Genomic DNA, 16,335 nt, shown 5'->3' with positions numbered 1-16,335 from the left:
TTTAATACAAGCAATTGAAGAGTATATTTACTTTTATAACTATAAACGGTTCCAAAAACGACTCAACCATCGAGCTCCGATAGAATATCGAATCTCGATGGCTGCTTAGTCTTTTTCATACTGTCTACTTGACAGGGATAAGACCACATTTTCCTGTTGGTCTTTCGTATATGTATCACTTTTCAAAGCGATCTAACATTTCGTCTCTCATTCCGAAACTAACAACCGCAATTCCTACATACATAAATAGAAGGAATGCCGGATGAACTGTATTGTACCAGCTGCTATCAACAATTAAATAAATTGTTAACGCCACAACAAGAACAAAAGCTAAAATAAACATATAAAAGTGTCTTGTACTACCCATGATAAACTCCTCTCTTCTCACTTCACCATTCAACAGTATATTTTATCGAATAATTCGATATGACTCAAGGTTAACTTTCTGTTATGTAATCAAGTTCCACCTTTACAATGTCCTCACACGCTATTGAAATGATCGTTCCCTGTTTATCAATCGCTGTCACTTCTCTATTGTCCATTACACGATTAGCTACTCTTTCTAGCACTTTCCCTTGGTCTCGGTAACAAAATTCTTTTATATCTTTAATTGTTTCTCCATTTTCTAAATGGTATACCATTCTATAACATCGATATCCCACACTTTCACCCCCGTATTGCTCGTTTTTTCACATATACATAAAAATGAGTAATTTTTGCCTCATCACATCTTCTTAATTTCAATAAAATTCTAACAAAAATAAATACTTTTATCAAACCGACTTTTTCAACAAAATCACCTATAAAACTGCTTCTTTACAGCAATATGAAACAAAAAATAATAATTTTTAACACTTTTTTCATCCCACCTGCACAAAAAAAAGAACCCGCATATAGCGAGTTCTTTTTTATTCTAATCAAACTTGTACAGGAGCTAGCTTTTCATAACGTAAAATAGGTTTACGTGCAGCCATCGTTTCGTCTAAACGTTTAATGACTGTAGTATGCGGTGCTTCTTGTACAACTTCTGGATTTTCTTCTACTTCTTTAGCGATTTGAATCATCTTATCAATGAAACCATCTAACGTTTCTTTTGATTCTGTTTCTGTTGGCTCAATCATAATACATTCTTCCACATTTAATGGGAAGTAAATTGTTGGTGGATGGTAACCGAAATCAAGCAGACGTTTTGCAATATCTAACGTACGTACACCAAGTTTCTTTTGACGACGACCTGATAATACAAATTCATGCTTACAATGTCTATCGAACGGAAGATCATAGAATGGTGCTAATCTTCTCATCATGTAGTTCGCATTTAATACAGCATACTCAGTTACTGCACGTAGTCCATCTGGACCCATAGAACGAATATATGTGTATGCACGAACGTTAATTCCGAAGTTACCATAGAATGGTTTCACACGCCCAATTGCTTCTGGACGATCATAGTTAAAGTGATAGCCATTTTTCGTTTTCTCCAAAATCGGTTTTGGTAAGTACGGAATTAAATCAGCTTTCACACCTACTGGACCAGAACCTGGACCACCGCCACCATGCGGACCTGTAAATGTTTTATGAAGGTTTAAATGCACAACGTCAAATCCCATATCTCCTGGGCGTGCTTGACTTAATACCGCATTTAAGTTTGCACCATCATAGTATAATTTACCGCCTGCGTTATGGACAATTTCTGCCATTTCTAAAATATTTTCTTCGAATAGGCCTAATGTATTTGGATTTGTTAACATAAGTGCTGCTGTTTCTTCATTTACAACACGTTTTAAATCATCTAAGTCAACAAGACCATGTTCATTTGATTTTACTGTAATTGTTTCAAAACCAGCTACAGTTGCAGATGCTGGGTTTGTTCCGTGAGCAGAGTCAGGAACAATTACTTTCGTACGGTTAAAGTCACCATTTGCTTCATGATATGCACGGATTAACATTAAACCCGTCCATTCACCGTGTGCACCAGCTGCTGGTTGTAATGTAACAGTATCCATACCTGTAATTTCAATTAAATGTTCTTGTAAGTCGTACATTAATTCCATTGCACCTTGCACTGTTTTTTCATCTTGAAGTGGATGAATATTTGCAAAGCCTGCGAAACGAGCTACATTTTCATTAATTTTCGGATTATATTTCATCGTACAAGATCCAAGTGGATAGAATCCAGAATCAACACCGTGGTTACGGTTTGAAAGCGCTGTGTAATGGCGCATAATATCAAGTTCAGATACTTCTGGAAGCTCTGCATCTTCAACGCGAATATAATCGCTCTCAAATACATCTTCTAATTTCACTTCTTCTACATCTAATTTGGGTAAGCTATATCCTACGCGTCCTTCTTTACTCACTTCAAAGATAAGTGCTTGGTCTTGGTTCTTCATTGGATAGCCCCCATTTCGTTTACAAGTGTGTCAATTTCCTCTTTTGTACGAAGCTCTGTTACTGCTACAAGCATATGATTTTCATGCTCTTTATAATCACGGCCTAGGTCGTAACCGCCGATAATATTCTTTTGTAATAATGCATCATTTACTTCTTTAACTGGACGTTTGCAATCTACAACGAACTCATTGAAGAATGGCCCAGCGAACGTCACAGTGAAGCCTTTCGCTTCGAATTGACGTTTTGCATATTGTGCTTTAGAAATGTTTTGACGTGCCATTTCTTTCACACCTTGTTTTCCAAGTGCAGTCATTGCAACTGATGCTGCTAATGCATTTAACGCTTGGTTTGAACAAATGTTAGACGTCGCTTTATCACGGCGAATATGCTGTTCACGTGCTTGTAACGTTAATACAAACCCACGTTTACCATCTGAATCTACAGTTTGTCCGACAAGACGTCCTGGAATTTTACGCATAAATGCTTTCGTTGTTGCAAAGTAACCACAGTGCGGTCCACCAAACTGCGTTGGGATACCAAATGGCTGTGCATCACCGATTACAATATCAGCACCAAATTTCCCTGGTGGTGTTAATGCGCCTAATGATAATGGATTTGAAGAAACGATAAATAATGATTTTTGTTGATGAACGATTTTTTCGATATCAGCTAACTTTTCAACTTGTCCGAAGAAGTTTGGATATTGAACGATTACACAAGCAACTGTATCATCTACTTCACTTTGTAATACTTCTAAATCTGTTACACCGTTTTTATGATCAATTTCAACAACTTCAAGATGTTGACCTTTTGCATATGTTTCAAGTACCGCTCTTGATTCTGGATGAACTGCGCTAGATACAAGAATTTTCTTTTTACGAGTATGGCCAGCTGCTAGCATTGCCGCTTCAGCTAAAGCCGTACCTCCGTCGTACATAGAAGAGTTCGCTACATCCATTCCTGTTAATTCACAAATCATTGTTTGGAATTCAAAGATTGCTTGTAATTCCCCTTGTGAAATTTCCGGTTGGTATGGTGTGTAAGCTGTATAAAACTCTGAACGAGAAATAACATGGTCAACAATTACTGGAGCGTAATGATCGTATACGCCTGCTCCTAAGAAAGAAGCGTATTCTTTTAAGTTCGCATTTTTACTAGCCATTTGAGATAACTCTTTTAAAAGCTCTGGCTCTGATTTTGCTTCTTTAATTTTTAAATCCCCTTTAAAACGAACACTCTCTGGAATATCAGAGAATAACTCATCAATCGTTTGAACGCCGATTGTTTGTAACATTTCTTTTTTGTCTTCTTCTGTCATTGGAAGATAACGATGCAACATGAAATCTACCCCTCTCCCCGTTACTTTGAACGTTTATAAAATGGTGTTGGAACAACTACTGCTTTGACGCGTTTATTACGAATTTCAATTTCTACTTCTGTATCAACTGCTGCGTATTTTACATCAATTAGTGCTAAACCAATGCTTTTCTTTAACGTTGGAGATTGTGTACCACTCGTTACTTCCCCGATTTTCTCTTCTCCGATAAATACAGGGTAATGCGTACGAGGAATACCACGTTCGATCACTTCGATGCCGACTAACTTACGAGATGCACCGTTTTCTTTTTGCTCTTTTAACGTTTCTTTTCCGAAGAAGTCTGCTTCTTTATTTGTTTTTACCGCAAAGCCAATTCCTGCTTCAATCGGTGTAATATCTTTTGATAACTCTTGTCCGTATAAAGGAAGAGTTGCTTCGAAGCGAAGTGTATCACGAGCACCTAAACCACATGCTTTTAAGCCCTCTTCTGCTCCAACTTCAAGAAGTTTCTCCCAAAGTTTTGCAGCATCTTCACTCTTACAGTAAATTTCAAATCCATCTTCACCTGTGTAACCTGTACGAGATACAAGTGCAGGAACTCCATCTACCAGAATATCGTTTTTAAATTTAAAGAACTTAATTTCTTTCAAATCTTCTGACACAACTTTTTGTAAAATGCCTTCTGCTTTTGGTCCTTGAATTGCAAGCTGTGCAACTTCACTAGAAACATTGACTACTTTCGTATCGCCAATTACATGACTTGCTAACCATTTGTAATCTTTCTCGATATTCGATGCATTGATTACTAATAAATAGTCTTCTTCACCACGTTTGTAGATTAATAAATCATCTACAGTGCCACCATTTTCATAGCACATAGCTGTATATTGTGCGCCTCCTACCTTTAAGGTAGATACGTCATTTGTAACAACACGTTGTAAAAATGCTAAACTATCTACACCCTTTACCTCTACTTCTCCCATATGAGATACATCGAACAAACCTGCCGCTGTACGTACAGCTTCATGCTCTTCTTTAATGCTTGAAAATTGAACTGGTAATTCCCAACCACCGAAGTCGATTGTTTTCCCACCATACTTCGCGTATACATCAAATAACGGTGTACGTTGTAATGTAATCATGCTCTTTCCCCCTTATGCTCTGACAAATCAATAAAAGTTGCTTCCCATATCTAAACATTTTCATTCTGAAAAGATAAGGATATACGGAATCTCATCATATTTTTTTATGAAAGCGTAAATAAAAAGTTACTTTCTTGGATAAAATACGAAAGATTCCACACATTTCACACCATTATCCTAACATTATTCGCTATATTTCATCAATATTCTAGCATAAAAAATAATTTAGAATTTTTTATTCTTAATCTTATTAAATACAACTTCTGGGATTTATCCCTTTACCATTGCCTATTCTTTAACTTTTAGTAAGTGTGATAGCGCCTTATTACAAGGCTTATAATAAAGATTTTTTTCATAATCACTTTAGTTTATAAAAGGTGGGAGAGTCTTAATGAATGTTGATATTTCCGTAGATCGAACGTGGCAAAATAATTTTTTAAAACGAATTGATGAAGATGGTCCTTGGACAAATTGGGATTTATATCATTTAGCTTATAAAACAGAGAAATCATTACTCGTCCCTACTTTTGATGGATTGCAAGCACCGAAACATTTATCACATTTCACGCCGCTTCCGCATCAATTAGAAGTCGCTCAAAATGTCATTGAACAAATGAATGGTAAAGCGATTCTAGCAGACGAAGTCGGACTTGGAAAAACGATCGAAGCTGGTCTTATTTTAAAAGAATATATGGTACGAGGACTTGTAAAAAAAGTACTCATTCTCGTTCCAGCTTCCCTCGTTTCTCAGTGGGCGTATGAACTAAACACAAAATTTTTTATTCCTGCGGTCGCTCAAAAGAAAAGTTATTCTTGGGAACAAGCTGATGTCATCGTTTCATCAATCGATACTGCGAAACGTTCGCCACATCGCGATATCGTTTTAAATTTAGAGTATGACCTTATTATTATCGATGAAGCACATAAACTAAAAAATAATAAAACAAAAAACTATGAATTTGCACAACGATTAAAAAAGAAGTTTTGTTTATTACTAACCGCAACTCCTGTTCAAAATAAAATTGATGAAATCTTCAACCTCGTTTCTTTATTAAAACCAGGTCATTTAGGCAATCAATCTAATTTTGAAGAATATTATGCTTCAAAAAATCGTTCAGCTGAATCTGATGAAGATTTAAAAGCTCTCATCAATAAAGTGATGGTTCGAAATAGACGTCATAATACTGGGATTGATTGGCCAAAGAGGCATGTACGAACATTATTCGTTGAGTTTAATGACGAAGAACAAGCTTTATATAATGAAATTGAAAATTGGCGAGGACAAGATGCCTTCACGTCCGCTTTCTCATCCTTAACTTTAAAACGAGAGGCATGTAGTAGTCGGGAAGCTGTTTACTATTCATTAAAAAAACATGTAGAAAAAAGGCAGAAAGAAAATGAGTATTACATAAAGGACCCACATATTGATGTACTGATGGATAAAATTAATCATATTCCGTTCAACTCAAAAGCAAATAAAGCTCTAGAGCTTATAAAAGAAATTGACGATAAAGTCATCATTTTCACTGAATATAGAGCATCGCAAATGTATTTACAATGGTTCTTACAACAACATGGAATTTCCTCTGTCCCATTTCGCGGTGGATTTAAGCGCGGGAAGAAAGATTGGATGAAGGAGCTTTTCCAAAATCATGCACAAGTGTTAATTGCGACCGAAGCTGGCGGTGAAGGAATTAACTTGCAATTTTGTAGCCATATGATTAATTACGACTTACCATGGAATCCAATGCGCCTCGAGCAAAGGATTGGACGTATTCACCGCCTAGGACAAAAAAATGATGTTCACATTTATAACTTAGCAACAAAACATACTGTTGAAGAGCACATTTTAAAACTACTATATGAAAAAATTAATTTATTTGAACGTGTAATCGGCGAACTCGATGAAATTTTAACGAGAATCAACATGAAAAATATTGATGCGCATATTCAAGAAATTTTCGCGCAATCAAAAAGCGAAGGTGAAATTCGAATCAAGATGGAAAATTTAACATCTATTATCGATTTTGCGAAGCGCAATGAAGCTGAGGTGCAAGACTATGCAGCAAAATGAAATTCATAATTACTTATACAACTTTTTCGAGGCGAATAACTGTGAAATTTTAGAGCACTCTCCTCATCTATTAGATGTACAATTAACAATTGAAATGGACAAATTATTAATGAATCGTCCTTTCTATTGGCACTATCTCGAAAAAACAGGAGGCATTCCTAATCCGATGCGTCTTACTCTCCTTACAAATTCGGAGGATGAAGAAAATGATGGTGAACTTATTCATTACGGTTCACCACGTTTGCATCAAATCTTTGAAACAACAAAAGAACTAGGTTCATACATACGTTTATATGAGGAAGTGAAACATAGTGGGGCAACTCATACCCCTCTACATCCTTGGCTTGGTGTAAATATAAAAGTATCTTATCAATGCGACCGAAAAAAAGACATACTTCATTCCATCGGTATTCATCTTATTTCTGGCACAATGATTGCAAACTTTCATGACACTTTAGCAGAGATCAAACTCACGCCGAAAATACCTGATTTTTGTTTTACACTCTCACCTATCATTAAGCCACAAAGTGGCTTACAACGTATAGAGGATGCTTTAAAAAGTATAATAGCTGAAGACGACCATACGTGGGCAAAAGAAGCAAGAGTGCGTTGGAATCACGATTTAGACCTTTTAAATCGGTTTTACGAAGATAACGATGAACTTCCAGAAAGCTATGAAATTGAAAAGCAAGCATTACAAGAACAATACGAACCACGCATTACAATGCAAATTATAAACGGTGGTCTCTTCTATATTACCGCAAATCATTTTCTATCTTAAAGAAAGCTCCTTCAGCTTTAGAAGGAGCTTCTTTTAAGATATTTCCCAGCCTATTCTCTATCGGCATTACGCTCTTGCTGTTTTTTCTCCGTCATACGTTTCTGATATGCACGATCCTTCGCACTTACATGATTTGCATCAGTCGGAAGATTCTCTTTTGAACGCCCAATTCCATTGCTCATCTTTTCCCCTCCTTTTTTCATGTTTCAACATACACCTTTATTTTCAGCTAGAGGCACAATCCTTATACAAAAAAATAAGAGCAGCAATTAGCTACTCTTACTCATTCACGTATTTTTGAAACATATCATGGATACCTTGATTTACGAGGTTCGAGATTTGCTCGTCAGATTTATTCGGATAACGATCACGCAATCTGATAGATGCCTTCACCATTAAATTTTCTAATACAGAACGGCCACCTTCTCCATAAATAATTTCAGCATACTTAACAAGCCTTCCATCCTCTAATGTTGCTGGATTATGATTGAAGAAAAATTTACTCATTGTCTCCACCTCTCTCTTTGATAACGTTTACATTTATATAGATTATTTATGTTATTTATTTCACAATATTGTATGCATGTATATTTAATTAGTTTCATTATAAAGCAACATATCAATAGTAAATATGTGATTTTCCGTCCATTTTGTGAACAAATCAAAAATGAAAGCGTTTCCTTTATTATATACTAAAAAAACTTACTACGCTAGGGGCAATTTTTTTCAATCTACTAATCCCCCAAAGTTTGATATACTTTTTCTTTTTCCATTAAACCTTATACAATTTTCAGAAATTATATTATAAAATATATGTATGACTTAAGGAGGCTCTATATGAATCAAAATAAAAAAGCTATATTAGATCTTGTCTTTTATCTCGTATTCCCATTCCTCATTTGGAAATTTGCAAAACCTTATATCGATCCTTATTACGCAATGTTAATCTCATCTGTCCCTGGGATTATTTATACACTGTATACGTTTAAAAAGGAAAAACAGTTTAACGTGACAGGGTTCTTTATTTTAATCACACTCATCGCTAATACAACTGTAGATTTAATATCAGGATCAGCAGAACGAATGTTATGGAATGATGCATATTACCATATCGTACTCGGTATTATCGTCATATGTTCAATTTTCATAAAAAAACCACTTATGTTATATTTTGCTGCGGATATTGCAGCATTACAAGGTCATGATCGCGATAAAAGCCGTGAACTTTATCGTGATAGCCGTATATATCCAGCATTACAATATTTAACACTCTTTTTTGGTCTTCAATTTATTTTAAAAAGCTTCTTGAAAATCTATTTCATCTCTGTTTTCGGTGTAGATGGATATGGTGAAATGAGAGCTATTATGACCGCTGTTGGTTGGGGAATTTCTATTTGTATAGGAATAGGATTTGTATGGGTAAATAATAAAATACATGCAGTTACAGAAGAAAAAGAGTCTGTACAATAGAAAAAATCCCTAGTGCCTTATTGCACTAGGGATTTTTCATTCCACATACTTATCACAAAAGAATCCAATGTATTTTCACCGTAAATACTCGTAGAAAATAATTAGCTTGATTTTTTTCTTTTATCTTTTACATTTCGATAAAACAAAGCAGCGCTCAGCGGCATAACACCAAACCATTTATTTAAGAATGGCTCTTTTTCTGCACGGCGTTGTTCCTTCTTTTGTTTTCTATCCTCTTTTGGAGCATCCATATATGACACAAATTGCTGTGTCACAAAGCGAACATAATCATTAGTAGACATATTATCATCACCTCTACTTGATTAGTATGTCCACTTTTTTATACATTAATCTTCCCCTTTAATTCATTCATAATTTGTTCTACAGACTTATTTGTCGTATCAATATGAATATCTGCCTCTTCATAATAAGCTCGGCGCGATTCGAATTTCGTTACAAATGCATCTATATCTTTCTTCTGAAATAGCGGACGTGTCGTATCTTCACGAAGCCTTTCTGCAATCACATATGGATCGCAATATAAATATACGACAGTGCCGTTCTCTTTCATCCACTTTCGATTTTCTGCGCGTTCAATAATCCCTCCACCAGTTGTAATAATTACATTATGGGCTGGTAGTGAACGCAACATTTCACTTTCATATTCACGAAAAACAATTTCTCCTTCTTCAGCAAAAATGTGCCGAATTAACTTTCCTTGCTTCTCTTCAATTTGGTGATCTGTGTCTACAACATCCATATGAAGTTCTTTACTTAGCGCTTTCCCGATTGTTGTTTTCCCTGCTCCCATATAACCAGTTATGTATATAGACTTCATTTTCGTCCCTCTCAATCATCCGTTATTATTTGTTATTATAACGAAAGATGTTACTTTATTTAATAAAAAAACGTTTTGTTCTTCTTATGCTATGAAGAACAAAACGTAACATACTCACTATTTTTTCACAATCAAACAAGCTAGCTAGCTTGCTTTTACTTATAAGTACCTCTTCTCATCCATTGCGTTGCAATCCATTTCTCGCCTTTCGTAACAGGTGCCCCTCCATGTAACGTAAGCTCATTTAGTGATTGGTCTTGATAAAAATACTCAAAGTATACTGCCATTCCCTTTCTAGGGTGTACAGAAAGGTTTAATTTAGGAAAGAACGTTTCCCCACCTTCTTCAACATCATTTAAATACATGACAAGTGTACTAATACGATTATTATCCGCCGCCCTACTATGTTCCGCAAAGAAATCATAGTGCGCTTTATATTCTTGATCCACTGCATAATTTAAAATGTGCAATCCTTCTCCATGCGCTACAGGAACATTCGTGATAGATGAAATTCGTTTTTCAATCTTCGAAGTAAGTTCATTCTCTTCTAAAAATGCACCGCTACTTGTTCGAATATCATTTACATTACGTGATGAACCAATTTTAGAACGCTCCATTTTATTTTTAGACAATTTGATTAATTCATCGCATTCTTCATCACTTAATACATTTGCTAATACGACAATAAGAGGCTCTTCGAATCTTGAGATAATGTGTACATCTCTATCCTCTGTCACAATCGTGTTGCCTTTGTGATCAAAAATCGTCATTTCTTTATTTCCAACTATATGATTTTCATTTTCCATGTACCTATCTCCCTTAAAAAAATGATCGGATAGCATGAATATATCATACTCTTCCCACCCTTCTCTTTTTTGAGAAAATTTAAACTTTAACCTTCTATATTTATCCATCCCCATAAAAAACTCGACTCATTTTTGAATCGAGATACATGGTTTTTCTATATATATTTTATATAAATATTGACATCCAATTCTCTCAATTACATTTACATATCAGCCTTCTACCCAATCAAATATTTTATTATCCTTTTTCCTATAGCGAAAGCTCACTACATAAAAAACTTTCTGTTTCGTAACACACTGCAACGAAATGATAATAACATCATTTTCAAAGACATATTTTCCACTCACTTTTCCTTTTTCATACTGAAATAAAAATGTATCATTCTTTTCTTTTTGCTGTAAGTCTTTTTTTATATCTGCAATAGCTCGATCAACAAGTTCCTCCATAAAAAATTTTTGTTCTATTTCAATATAAAATTTTTTATCCGAAAGTAACATATTTGTTTCATACATCAAAAAAGAAGTTAATAAAACCAGCAAAATAATTGTTCCTGGCAATGCAAATCCATCTTGTTTTCTCATGTTTCTATTCCAATTTCACTATAGCGCATAACAACACCTTCATATATTTCACCACTTATATCTTTCACGTATATAAATAGCAAATGAGGTGTTAATTTGTACGAAACTGCTTCAACCTTTTGTAATATAAATTCCCTTCCGCGCATATTTACTTTTCTTATAAGATTACTATTCACTTTTTCATACGTCACCTCATCACCATTACGGTGTTGGAAACGCAAAATACTTTCATTATTTTCAATTACTATATTTCTCCCCATTGATACTTCACGATACTCCATTTGCACTTGCTCTAAAAATACATCCCACTCCCAATCATTTAATCCTTTTGACTGTATATTTTCGATCCCTATAATATGAAGCCGTGGTAAAAGTAAAAAGAACATTAATAAAAGAAACAAACACGCAATCATTTCTATTAATGTGAACCCCGCTTCTAATTTATTTTTTCTCTGCATAAAGGCATTGCTCCATCGTTCTCCCTTTCACATCATTCCACATCGTACAAACTTCATCTCCTCTCCAATATGTGTAATATACAACTCCTTTTATAACTTGCTCTTTTATTCGCTTTTCCTCATTCTCATACACGAATAAGGTTGCTTCTTTTTTTAATAATACAAATGCTTTATAGCGCATTTGTATATTTTTTCTTTCTTGCATAATCAATATCGTTTGCGGGAGCAATAACGATACCGCCATCATTAATAAACTTAGCGCTACTAGCATCTCAGCCATTACTGATCCTTTTTGACACTTCACGATACGTAAATCTCCCTCTTCCGAGCTGAAATACAATCTCATATTTGTAATTTCGATACGAAAGTAAAATCGTACCACCCCTATTAATATTTCCCCTCAAATTATACGTCATCGGGTTTGGAAAAGTATGCAAATCAATTTGTATATTTTTATCATATTCTCTCTTAGCAATTAAAGATTCCGTCTCCGATTCCCAAATATAATACATATTTTTCTCTTTATACCATCGTAACGTATACTGTTTTTGACGCTTAATCGCTAACTGCTGCATATACAAAACATCATTTGAAAACTGTTTCAAAAACTGCTCAACTCTTTGTTTTTCATATAATGAAGTAACATTAAAATGCGTAACAACACTCAGTACAGAAATAGTAAATAAAACGAGTAACATTTCTAAAAACGTAAAACCTTTTTGCTTCACGATTTCCCGACAGATACTGCACCATCATCGGAAATATAGATTAATTCGCCTTTCCGGCATGTTTTAGAAGTAATATACTTTCCTTCTCCAAGCGCATCTATTGATGGAATCTTATTATACTGTAACTGATATACTTGTATTTGTGCTTCTACAGATTTTACATATGCGTCGCACCCTTTTCCTTGCACTGAGGAACGCTGTGTAACTACATTTGGAATGATCAATAGTAATAATACAGATATAACAACCATTACTAATAGCATTTCTAAAAGAGTAAAACCTTTCTCATTCTCCATACAAATCCCCCTAAATTGAATTCATCATTTGAAACATTGGCATAATCATTGCCAAATACATAAGAATGACTATAACCCCGATACATGTAAATAAAATCGGTTGAATTACAACTAAAATGTTTTTAATTTTCCGTTCTATCTTTTCAATAATAAGTTCACTATAATCCCCAAGCTCAGTTGCTAGATTACCGTTTACTTGTCCATGCGTAATAATATAAGAAAGTTCTTTTTCGTAATAACCACTTTTAGCAATAATAGTTTGTAACTGTTCTCCCGCAATTAATTGTCTTTCAATCCTGGTTGCTTCATACTGAAAGAATGGATGATGCTTTTGTTCCATCATTACTATTAAAGCTTCTAGCACTGACAATCCCCCTTGTAATAATCCACTTAATTGAGCAGAAAAATAATGCGAATGATTTAAAATAAGAAATGTTTTCATGAGAGGAATATGGATTAAAATCTTTACTTTTTGAATAGGAGGAAGTTTTCGAAAGTAAAACATATATAAACTAAACCCAATTATTACAGTAAGAAAAATGATAAAAATGAAGTAAGGTAATGATTTGATTATAAATAAAATTTGCTCCGTAAGAGGTGATGTTGTAGAACGTAAAGAACTATAGAGAGTTTCAAACTGTGGCAATAAAATGAGGTTGAAAACAGAAAGAATAAGCATTAAAAAAAACGCTAAAAAAATAGGATATTGAAGTACTTTCATCATATCTTTCTTATATTTATCCTTCTTATAAAGAAGCACACTCCCTTGTTGCAATGCAAAAGAAATATTACCGTGTCGCTCAGCATAAAACAAATAACTTAGCATATCCGGATGAAACATTAATTGATGAAAAGAATCATGCAAGCTTTGTCCGTTTTTCAACCCCTCTATCATGCGCTGTACCTGATCTTTCTTTCCTAAAGGTAATTGAAACTGCAAAAATTCTAACGCCTGTAAAAGTGAATAACCTTTTTCTAATAACTCGCTTAGCCTTTTCAACAGTAACACTTGATCGCTTAAACTCCATTTTCTCTTAAACATAAACATCTTCTTCTAAAAACCCTAAAGCATATCCTTTTCGTACTGCCGATTCCAATGTTTCATAGTTATACATAACATGCTCTCCACTTGCTTCTTTAATCGCTTGTTTCAATTCATATCCATATAACAACTCATAAATGCTCGCCTGCCTTACTTGCCTCATTGATTTGCATAAAGTAGAACATTTCCCTTTGCAAAACGGACATTTTAGTTCAACGAGTCGCTGCGCTGCTACGGCTAATAATGATTGTTCAATTTCTTGTCTTGTAATACCGTAATCCATAAATCGTAGTATCGCTCCTTTCGCATCATTTGTATGCAACGTCGTCATTACTAAATGTCCAGTCAAACTTGCTCTTACAGCTACTTTTGCTGTTTCTTCATCACGAATTTCGCCGACTAAAATAATATCCGGATCGTGACGTAAAATAGCCCTTAGTCCCGTCTCATATGTGATACCTGCTTTTTCATTAATTTGAATTTGTAATAAGCCGTCCTTCCTTTTTTCAACCGGATCTTCAAGTGTAACGATGCGACGTGTTTGTCTTTTTCTAACTGCCTCTAATAATGCATACATTGTCGTTGTCTTTCCAGAGCCCGTCGGTCCAGTAAACACGAGTAGCCCATGAGAATGATGTAAAAAAGAGAGTAATTTTTTCGCTGAGCTTGGAAATAATGAAAGATGAGAGAGTGGCTGAACAGATGCCTGTAAATGTAAGCGAATAACGAGACTTTCTTGGTATACTGTTGGAAGTGTTGAAAGGCGTAAATATACTTCCTGTCCATCGATTTGTAAATACAATGAACCGCTTTGTGGCTTTCTCCTCTCTCCTATATCCATCGATGCTAAAAATTTAAAATGCGAAACAAGCTTTTCTCCAAACTCCTTTTCAATATACTGTTTCGTAATTAAATCTTTCCCTATACGTAATTGAATCGCCACATCGTTTTGCCTGGGTACAATATGTAGGTCCGATGCTTGTACCCCGCAAGCTTCTTTCATAATCATATTCGCAAAAAGCTCGACACCATTCATCAAATTTCCCTCCTCACCATGTATATATCATGAAAAACTGGAAAAGAAAAATTAGTACTTTTGTATTTTCACTAGAATAAAAAGGGAAAATATGTTTGTGAAAATATGAACAATTTCCGAATTATTGTCTGAAATTACCTATATGTAAGTTTATCTGTATTATAATGTTAATATCTTGGATAAAGTGATAAAGGTGGAGATCCTCATGGAACAAACTTTAAAAATTACAGGTGTATTATCTGACCCAACTCGTTATTACATTTATAAATATATTTCGCAAAAACATAATTACGTAACTGTACAAGAAATTGCAGATGAGTTTAACATTCATCCAAACGTAGCACGCTTGCATTTATCTAAATTAGAAGATGTTAATATGCTAAAGTCAGAAACAAAGAAAACTGGAAAGGGCGGGCGACCGAGCAGACTATACGTCTTGTCTCAAGATGTCATCCAGTTACAATTCCCATTTCGCGATTATCAATTATTAGCGAAAGTAGCTTTTAATTCACTACTTAGCCTTGGGGCAGCTGGTGAAAAAGCACTTTATGAAACAGGAAAACAATTTGGTAAAGAATTAATGGAACAACATATGCATCAGTTAAATGTAAGTGAAGAAGCATTAACAATAGAACAAAAAATTCAAATCGCAAAAGAAGCGTTCTCAACAGCTGGCTTATCTCCTGCTTTTGAATTAAGTACAGATGGAACTAAAATTTTCTATGATGTACACAATTGCCCATTTAAAGAAGTTGCTGTTCATCATCCGACTGAAATTTGTAATATGCACGGAGATATGATGAAAGGAATTTTTGAAATCCTATTCCCGAACGCGGAATTAACAAGAAATGATAATCTGCTAGACGGATGTAAATCTTGTAACTATAAAGTCCAACTATAATTTCCTATCTGAGAAGAAGTCAATTATAGTTGGCTTCTTTTCTTTTATATGAATGAATATTTACAATAGTGCGAAAAATAAACTATAATGAAGAGAGGTTTTACTTTTTCTAGAAAAGGAGGGAGATGGCATGGAGCGCATGTTTCGCGTTCTCGGCTTTTGGACTGGAATTTTCTCGGTTATGTTTTACTTAGGGGATATGCATTCGACCGCACTACTATTTTTAGGACAAACAGGTTTCTTCGTACTTTTAAGCTATTTAAAATTAACAGAGCGTATGTATATATACGTATTCGGGGCGTATTTAACAGTGTTCTTCATTGGATTTACATGGTACACAACGTTTTTACTTGTCCCTGGAGTTGGACATTAAAAGATGGCAAATTTGCCATCTTTTTTTAATTCTCGCAATTTCCTAGTTGACTTATAGGTTTTATTGACTTATATTCTATATAACATATTGGAATTA

24 protein-coding genes are annotated in these 16,335 nt (G+C 34.6%); 7 read left to right on the top strand and 17 right to left on the bottom strand.

Annotated features, from left to right (window positions below; all coding sequences use genetic code 11):
• Positions 1 to 109, top strand: a 109-nt coding sequence (locus U860_RS32685) for an IS3 family transposase (RefSeq protein WP_162790986.1), incomplete at its 5' end; no start/stop codon positions are given.
• Positions 110 to 175: 66 nt separating this feature from the next.
• Here U860_RS32685 and U860_RS0103840 read toward each other — a convergent pair.
• The 5 genes from U860_RS0103840 to gcvT form a co-directional block, all read right to left on the bottom strand.
• The gene (locus tag U860_RS0103840; RefSeq protein ID WP_000535934.1) at positions 176 to 367 is read right to left on the bottom strand and encodes a hypothetical protein; all 192 of its coding nucleotides are present in this window, start codon (positions 365 to 367) and stop codon (positions 176 to 178) included.
• A gap of 70 nt (positions 368 to 437) precedes the next feature.
• Entirely contained in the window at positions 438 to 641 is a 204-nt protein-coding gene (locus U860_RS0103835) for a DUF3929 family protein (RefSeq protein WP_029952834.1), read from the bottom strand.
• Between the two features lie 276 nt (positions 642 to 917).
• Complete coding sequence (gene gcvPB, locus U860_RS0103830) at positions 918 to 2,393, bottom strand: aminomethyl-transferring glycine dehydrogenase subunit 2 (RefSeq protein ID WP_025147463.1); 1,476 nt, start codon at positions 2,391 to 2,393, stop codon at positions 918 to 920.
• Complete coding sequence (gcvPA, locus tag U860_RS0103825; protein ID WP_025147462.1) at positions 2,390 to 3,733, bottom strand: aminomethyl-transferring glycine dehydrogenase subunit 1; 1,344 nt, start codon at positions 3,731 to 3,733, stop codon at positions 2,390 to 2,392. Before gcvPA ends, gcvPB begins: the two co-directional genes overlap by 4 nt.
• Before the next feature lie 20 nt (positions 3,734 to 3,753).
• Complete coding sequence (gene gcvT, locus U860_RS0103820; RefSeq protein ID WP_025147461.1) at positions 3,754 to 4,854, bottom strand: glycine cleavage system aminomethyltransferase GcvT; 1,101 nt, start codon at positions 4,852 to 4,854, stop codon at positions 3,754 to 3,756.
• A gap of 391 nt (positions 4,855 to 5,245) precedes the next feature.
• Here gcvT and U860_RS0103815 point away from each other — a divergent pair, with 391 nt between their 5' ends.
• Together U860_RS0103815 and U860_RS0103810 are read left to right on the top strand one after the other, a co-directional pair.
• Positions 5,246 to 6,928, top strand: a complete 1,683-nt coding sequence (locus U860_RS0103815; RefSeq protein WP_025147460.1) for an SNF2-related protein — start codon at positions 5,246 to 5,248, stop codon at positions 6,926 to 6,928.
• Entirely contained in the window at positions 6,915 to 7,709 is a 795-nt protein-coding gene (locus U860_RS0103810; protein WP_025147459.1) for a YqhG family protein, read from the top strand. The genes U860_RS0103815 and U860_RS0103810 overlap by 14 nt, the downstream gene beginning before the upstream one ends.
• 50 nt (positions 7,710 to 7,759) lie before the next feature.
• Here the strand turns inward: U860_RS0103810 and U860_RS36775 are convergent, their stop codons facing one another.
• Together U860_RS36775 and U860_RS0103800 are read right to left on the bottom strand one after the other, a co-directional pair.
• On the bottom strand, positions 7,760 to 7,891 hold the full coding sequence (locus tag U860_RS36775; RefSeq protein WP_025147458.1) for a hypothetical protein: 132 nt from the start codon (positions 7,889 to 7,891) through the stop codon (positions 7,760 to 7,762).
• Positions 7,892 to 7,988: 97 nt separating this feature from the next.
• Entirely contained in the window at positions 7,989 to 8,216 is a 228-nt protein-coding gene (locus U860_RS0103800) for a hypothetical protein (protein WP_000032698.1), read from the bottom strand.
• A 72-nt stretch (positions 8,217 to 8,288) separates the two neighbouring features.
• On the opposite strand from U860_RS0103800, the gene U860_RS32680 reads away from it, so the two are divergent.
• Both U860_RS32680 and U860_RS0103795 read left to right on the top strand, forming a co-directional pair.
• On the top strand, positions 8,289 to 8,405 hold the full coding sequence (locus tag U860_RS32680) for a GTP pyrophosphokinase (RefSeq protein WP_071718678.1): 117 nt from the start codon (positions 8,289 to 8,291) through the stop codon (positions 8,403 to 8,405).
• 141 nt (positions 8,406 to 8,546) lie between these two features.
• On the top strand, positions 8,547 to 9,179 hold the full coding sequence (locus U860_RS0103795) for a VC0807 family protein (protein ID WP_025147457.1): 633 nt from the start codon (positions 8,547 to 8,549) through the stop codon (positions 9,177 to 9,179).
• A gap of 101 nt (positions 9,180 to 9,280) precedes the next feature.
• Here the strand turns inward: U860_RS0103795 and U860_RS0103790 are convergent, their stop codons facing one another.
• The 10 genes from U860_RS0103790 to comGA all read right to left on the bottom strand — a co-directional run bounded on the left by U860_RS0103790 (position 9,281) and on the right by comGA (position 14,965).
• Positions 9,281 to 9,481 (bottom strand): YqzE family protein, encoded by a 201-nt coding sequence (locus U860_RS0103790; protein WP_002173442.1) that lies wholly within the window; start codon positions 9,479 to 9,481, stop codon positions 9,281 to 9,283.
• A gap of 38 nt (positions 9,482 to 9,519) precedes the next feature.
• Positions 9,520 to 10,017 carry a shikimate kinase gene (locus tag U860_RS0103785; RefSeq protein WP_002173443.1) on the bottom strand — a complete coding sequence of 166 codons (498 nt, stop codon included), beginning with the start codon at positions 10,015 to 10,017 and terminating at the stop codon, positions 9,520 to 9,522.
• A gap of 155 nt (positions 10,018 to 10,172) precedes the next feature.
• Positions 10,173 to 10,823 carry a 2OG-Fe(II) oxygenase gene (locus tag U860_RS0103780; RefSeq protein WP_025147456.1) on the bottom strand — a complete coding sequence of 217 codons (651 nt, stop codon included), beginning with the start codon at positions 10,821 to 10,823 and terminating at the stop codon, positions 10,173 to 10,175.
• Between the two features lie 210 nt (positions 10,824 to 11,033).
• Entirely contained in the window at positions 11,034 to 11,405 is a 372-nt protein-coding gene (comGG, locus tag U860_RS0103775) for a competence type IV pilus minor pilin ComGG (protein WP_025147455.1), read from the bottom strand.
• A complete protein-coding gene (gene comGF, locus U860_RS0103770; RefSeq protein WP_002173446.1) occupies positions 11,402 to 11,863 on the bottom strand; it encodes a competence type IV pilus minor pilin ComGF in 462 nt (153 codons plus the stop codon). Before comGF ends, comGG begins: the two co-directional genes overlap by 4 nt.
• On the bottom strand, positions 11,847 to 12,143 hold the full coding sequence (locus U860_RS0103765) for a hypothetical protein (protein WP_025147454.1): 297 nt from the start codon (positions 12,141 to 12,143) through the stop codon (positions 11,847 to 11,849). The genes comGF and U860_RS0103765 overlap by 17 nt, the downstream gene beginning before the upstream one ends.
• A complete protein-coding gene (gene comGD / locus U860_RS0103760) occupies positions 12,136 to 12,591 on the bottom strand; it encodes a competence type IV pilus minor pilin ComGD (RefSeq protein WP_025147453.1) in 456 nt (151 codons plus the stop codon). The genes U860_RS0103765 and comGD overlap by 8 nt, the downstream gene beginning before the upstream one ends.
• Positions 12,588 to 12,887, bottom strand: a complete 300-nt coding sequence (comGC, locus tag U860_RS0103755) for a competence type IV pilus major pilin ComGC (RefSeq protein ID WP_025147452.1) — start codon at positions 12,885 to 12,887, stop codon at positions 12,588 to 12,590. Before comGC ends, comGD begins: the two co-directional genes overlap by 4 nt.
• Positions 12,888 to 12,897: 10 nt before the next feature.
• Positions 12,898 to 13,935: a competence type IV pilus assembly protein ComGB gene (gene comGB, locus U860_RS0103750; protein ID WP_025147451.1), complete on the bottom strand. Its 1,038-nt coding sequence runs from the start codon at positions 13,933 to 13,935 to the stop codon at positions 12,898 to 12,900.
• Positions 13,922 to 14,965, bottom strand: coding sequence for a competence type IV pilus ATPase ComGA (comGA, locus tag U860_RS0103745; RefSeq protein WP_025147450.1), 1,044 nt, complete (start codon positions 14,963 to 14,965; stop codon positions 13,922 to 13,924). Before comGA ends, comGB begins: the two co-directional genes overlap by 14 nt.
• A gap of 205 nt (positions 14,966 to 15,170) precedes the next feature.
• Between comGA and U860_RS0103740 the strand changes: the two genes are divergently transcribed.
• On the top strand, positions 15,171 to 15,866 hold the full coding sequence (locus tag U860_RS0103740) for a helix-turn-helix domain-containing protein (RefSeq protein WP_025147449.1): 696 nt from the start codon (positions 15,171 to 15,173) through the stop codon (positions 15,864 to 15,866).
• A 130-nt stretch (positions 15,867 to 15,996) separates the two neighbouring features.
• Positions 15,997 to 16,239, top strand: coding sequence for a DUF2626 domain-containing protein (locus U860_RS0103735; RefSeq protein WP_002173453.1), 243 nt, complete (start codon positions 15,997 to 15,999; stop codon positions 16,237 to 16,239).
• Positions 16,240 to 16,335: the final 96 nt, after the last annotated feature.

The organism is Bacillus sp. H1a (genome assembly GCF_000633475.1).
GTDB lineage: Bacteria > Bacillota > Bacilli > Bacillales > Bacillaceae_G > Bacillus_A > Bacillus_A paramycoides.
Note: the sequence above shows the minus strand (reverse complement) of the source record. Positions and strands in the feature narration are given on the sequence as shown.

Excerpts from the sequence above, each read along its gene's own strand:
- U860_RS0103840 (WP_000535934.1), bottom strand. The coding sequence starts at position 367 with ATGGGTAGTACAAGACACTTTTATATGTTTATTTTAGCTTTTGTTCTT.
- U860_RS0103835 (WP_029952834.1), bottom strand. The coding sequence starts at position 641 with ATGGTATACCATTTAGAAAATGGAGAAACAATTAAAGATATAAAAGAA.
- gcvPB (WP_025147463.1), bottom strand. The coding sequence starts at position 2,393 with ATGAAGAACCAAGACCAAGCACTTATCTTTGAAGTGAGTAAAGAAGGA.
- gcvPA (WP_025147462.1), bottom strand. The coding sequence starts at position 3,733 with ATGTTGCATCGTTATCTTCCAATGACAGAAGAAGACAAAAAAGAAATG.
- gcvT (WP_025147461.1), bottom strand. The coding sequence starts at position 4,854 with ATGATTACATTACAACGTACACCGTTATTTGATGTATACGCGAAGTAT.
- U860_RS0103815 (WP_025147460.1), top strand. The coding sequence starts at position 5,246 with ATGAATGTTGATATTTCCGTAGATCGAACGTGGCAAAATAATTTTTTA.
- U860_RS0103810 (WP_025147459.1), top strand. The coding sequence starts at position 6,915 with ATGCAGCAAAATGAAATTCATAATTACTTATACAACTTTTTCGAGGCG.
- U860_RS36775 (WP_025147458.1), bottom strand. The coding sequence starts at position 7,891 with ATGAGCAATGGAATTGGGCGTTCAAAAGAGAATCTTCCGACTGATGCA.
- U860_RS0103800 (WP_000032698.1), bottom strand. The coding sequence starts at position 8,216 with ATGAGTAAATTTTTCTTCAATCATAATCCAGCAACATTAGAGGATGGA.
- U860_RS32680 (WP_071718678.1), top strand. The coding sequence starts at position 8,289 with ATGCATGTATATTTAATTAGTTTCATTATAAAGCAACATATCAATAGT.
- U860_RS0103795 (WP_025147457.1), top strand. The coding sequence starts at position 8,547 with ATGAATCAAAATAAAAAAGCTATATTAGATCTTGTCTTTTATCTCGTA.
- U860_RS0103790 (WP_002173442.1), bottom strand. The coding sequence starts at position 9,481 with ATGTCTACTAATGATTATGTTCGCTTTGTGACACAGCAATTTGTGTCA.
- U860_RS0103785 (WP_002173443.1), bottom strand. The coding sequence starts at position 10,017 with ATGAAGTCTATATACATAACTGGTTATATGGGAGCAGGGAAAACAACA.
- U860_RS0103780 (WP_025147456.1), bottom strand. The coding sequence starts at position 10,823 with ATGGAAAATGAAAATCATATAGTTGGAAATAAAGAAATGACGATTTTT.
- comGG (WP_025147455.1), bottom strand. The coding sequence starts at position 11,405 with ATGAGAAAACAAGATGGATTTGCATTGCCAGGAACAATTATTTTGCTG.
- comGF (WP_002173446.1), bottom strand. The coding sequence starts at position 11,863 with ATGCAGAGAAAAAATAAATTAGAAGCGGGGTTCACATTAATAGAAATG.
- U860_RS0103765 (WP_025147454.1), bottom strand. The coding sequence starts at position 12,143 with ATGGCTGAGATGCTAGTAGCGCTAAGTTTATTAATGATGGCGGTATCG.
- comGC (WP_025147452.1), bottom strand. The coding sequence starts at position 12,887 with ATGGAGAATGAGAAAGGTTTTACTCTTTTAGAAATGCTATTAGTAATG.
- comGB (WP_025147451.1), bottom strand. The coding sequence starts at position 13,935 with ATGTTTATGTTTAAGAGAAAATGGAGTTTAAGCGATCAAGTGTTACTG.
- comGA (WP_025147450.1), bottom strand. The coding sequence starts at position 14,965 with ATGAATGGTGTCGAGCTTTTTGCGAATATGATTATGAAAGAAGCTTGC.
- U860_RS0103740 (WP_025147449.1), top strand. The coding sequence starts at position 15,171 with ATGGAACAAACTTTAAAAATTACAGGTGTATTATCTGACCCAACTCGT.
- U860_RS0103735 (WP_002173453.1), top strand. The coding sequence starts at position 15,997 with ATGGAGCGCATGTTTCGCGTTCTCGGCTTTTGGACTGGAATTTTCTCG.